General features: G+C 41.0%; 3 protein-coding genes and 1 pseudogene. All 4 read right to left on the bottom strand.

Annotated elements, in window-relative coordinates; translation table 11 throughout:
* Window positions 1–87 precede the first annotated feature (87 nt).
* Window positions 88–795 carry a hypothetical protein gene (locus tag ACFIJL_RS09015; RefSeq protein ID WP_375624340.1) on the bottom strand — a complete coding sequence of 236 codons (708 nt, stop codon included), beginning with the start codon at window positions 793–795 and terminating at the stop codon, window positions 88–90.
* An 11-nt stretch (window positions 796–806) separates the two neighbouring features.
* Entirely contained in the window at window positions 807–1,187 is a 381-nt protein-coding gene (locus ACFIJL_RS09010; protein ID WP_375607487.1) for a hypothetical protein, read from the bottom strand.
* A gap of 23 nt (window positions 1,188–1,210) precedes the next feature.
* Window positions 1,211–2,335, bottom strand: a complete 1,125-nt coding sequence (locus ACFIJL_RS09005) for a N4-gp56 family major capsid protein (protein ID WP_375624338.1) — start codon at window positions 2,333–2,335, stop codon at window positions 1,211–1,213.
* A 93-nt stretch (window positions 2,336–2,428) separates the two neighbouring features.
* A pseudogene (locus ACFIJL_RS09000) lies at window positions 2,429–2,715 on the bottom strand (hypothetical protein); the annotation flags it as partial.

Below are 2,715 nucleotides of genomic sequence, written 5' to 3'. Positions count from 1 at the left end.
GGTAAAACATTCACAAGGCTATCCGTAAAACTGCCGTTGACAACCGCAACATCTGGTCTGTAATCGGCTACTGGAAAATAAACCATATTAGAAATCCGTTGGTATTATTCTGGTCACGTTATGACGTTGAGACGTCTCTGCACGCAATTCATGCAACTGTTCGTTAAAGTCATTGTAAGCTGCCGTTGCACAATCGGGGTCTTTCAAGATATTCTTGTAAAGTTCGTATTTTGCACGCGCCTTAATCAAATCAAACGCGTGCACAAACCATGGGTGCTCCTCATCGACACTCTCTATCTCTGATAAACGCAATGGAGAGAGAATGAGTTGAATTTGATAGGCTCTATCTGGCGTGGGATAAAGATGTAATTTCCTATCAAAATAACTGTAACAAACCGGCGTTCCTTGCTGCTCTGATGATAACAAAGGCTCTAAAGAAACATGGTCATTACATTCCAAGGCAAACTTATGATGTTGATCAGAACTTAAATAAACGTTTTTGATTTTAACAGCTGTTTCAATAGGGCGGGTAGTGCTTGCATCATAAACACCTTGTCCCGCCCGTGTCTCAAACACCACATCACGGCTTTCGTTAAAGTAAAAGGTCTCCCGTTCACAAAAACGAATAGCTGCAAAAATGCTTTCTTGGATTTGTTGAACATACTCATCGGCTATGTCATCAATCTCATCTTGAATGACCGATACTAAGTGCGAAAGTGTCCTCTTATGACGATAAACATCTCGCTTTACTGGTATCGGTCCTCCGGTCTTAACCCGAATATAATGACGTGTCATCAAAATACCTCTCAACGATTGGTCACGAATTGCACCACCACAACACACTCTCCAGCCGCGGTTGTTTTATCCCGTGTTGCATAAAGCGTAAGCTCTTGATCTTCTGGAACAAACTCTTTTTGGTTGGTTGATGTAAAATCTTGAGTGCTTTGGGTTTTGATGTCCTTTTCACTAAACTCATTACCACCATAGGTGCTACCTATCTTTAATTTCGCATCCGAAAACGCTGTCTTCACAAACGCTTTAATCGAAAGGATCATTGCACCACGCGGTAAAGTCCCGATTTTGCGCGTCAAATGCTTATCTTTATGCGAGATATTCAAGCGAAAAAAACTCACTTGTTGCGTAACCAAATTTCTCCCTTGTAGGGGCTGTGGTAATCCTTCTGCCATGTTTTATTTCCTTTCTTTGAAAATTAAGAAGGCTTTTCGCCTGTGCAAGTTGAAACAACAACGGTTCCGAAATCTTGCGCATTTTGTCCTCTTCCAGGCATTTGGAAACGTGTTTTCTTCATGCCTATGATTGTCTTAGCTGCAACACCATATACCCGTTGATAATCATCAAGCTCTTCAACCAATTTATAGCGCGTCTCTTGATTTTCTGCTCCAAAGGCAAGCATCGCACTCTGTGCACCCAGTAATACAGCACGGCGGACATTTTCTTCAACACTACCATCGGATTTAACACCATGGGTTACATGTTCGGATTCTCGTAAAATCACACCATTATACATGCCTAGTGAACCATCAAAAATCGGGTTCTTCGCGCGCGAACCTGAATAAACTGCCTTTTGTATATCAAGCCATTGACCAGTATCTGTATTGGTACGCAATTGCATAACTTGTATGGGATGAAGATACATCACGTAGACATTGGAACCACCAACCCGTACTGGTCTGATTTTGGGGTTAGCCAACTTTGCAACTTTAACAGCTTCATCTATGAGCTTAAGACTAAAACCGTGTTTTGCCAGCTCTTTTACGTCTTCATCTTTCGTTTTGGCTTCTGGTCGCACAATACGCTTACTGCTTGGTGCCAATGGTGCATTAAAACCATAATACAATTCATCAAGTTCAACTTCACGTCCTTCAAACTTTATTGTAGGCGCTGTATATCCGCAAACTTGAAGAAAAAACATCAAACTCAAACGGTCTGCAAACCAATCAACCAATGCCTTATGTGCTTCGTCGCGTAAACTAAACAAAATACGTTGTTGATCAATCGTACCTTTATTTTTTGTTGAAACAGCGTTATTAAGTTCATTGATATAAAGTTTATCATGAAGGAATTGGAGTGCCTCTTCATTGCCTTTAAGCGTTTCACCCTCGCTTACACCACGCCCCATAATCTGTGCTCGTAAGCTAAACGTAACACAATCTCCGCCTTCTTTCCTAAGTTCATTCTTGACTTGAATGATACTATTGGAGCCTTCTCCCATTAATGGTTCAATATCAAGCGCTTTAGACGCTTCATAATTTAATCTCTTTGACCAAGCTTGCACTGCTTGTGCATCATTAATAGGTATACGTGTTATTGCCATTGATTTCACCTTTCTTTGCTGTAAAAAAAAACCGGCTTTAAGCCGGTGAAAAACCCACATCAAAGCGGATTATATTATGCGCCTAGACTATACTCAGCCATCGCGCCCCATTAACTTATCAAAAATGATTTGATTTTTAGGATTGCTATACCATTCTCCAAATTCTTTATCAGACATATCACAAATGTTTTTTAAAGTGATTGGTCCAACACTCCCTCCTCCACCAGATGCCGTTAAGGTTCTCGCAGAATTCTGACGGCTTTGAAGCGCAGCAACTTGATTATTCGCTTGAACCCCTTGGTTCTGATAGCCAAGATTTTGCGCTATTCTATAAATCTCTTCTGCCGGATTGAGATCTCTTTGTGCACAAGTCGCTACAA

Origin of the sequence: Bartonella sp. TT119HLJHH (assembly GCF_042193385.1) — a bacterium.
Classification (GTDB): domain Bacteria; phylum Pseudomonadota; class Alphaproteobacteria; order Rhizobiales; family Rhizobiaceae; genus Bartonella.
This window is presented reverse-complemented; position numbering and strand designations above follow the sequence as displayed.

What these genes read in the sequence shown, in the direction of transcription:
- ACFIJL_RS09010 (WP_375607487.1), bottom strand. Translation starts at nt 1,187, where the DNA reads ATGGCAGAAGGATTACCACAGCCCCTACAAGGGAGAAATTTGGTTACG.
- ACFIJL_RS09015 (WP_375624340.1), bottom strand. Translation starts at nt 795, where the DNA reads ATGACACGTCATTATATTCGGGTTAAGACCGGAGGACCGATACCAGTA.
- ACFIJL_RS09005 (WP_375624338.1), bottom strand. Translation starts at nt 2,335, where the DNA reads ATGGCAATAACACGTATACCTATTAATGATGCACAAGCAGTGCAAGCT.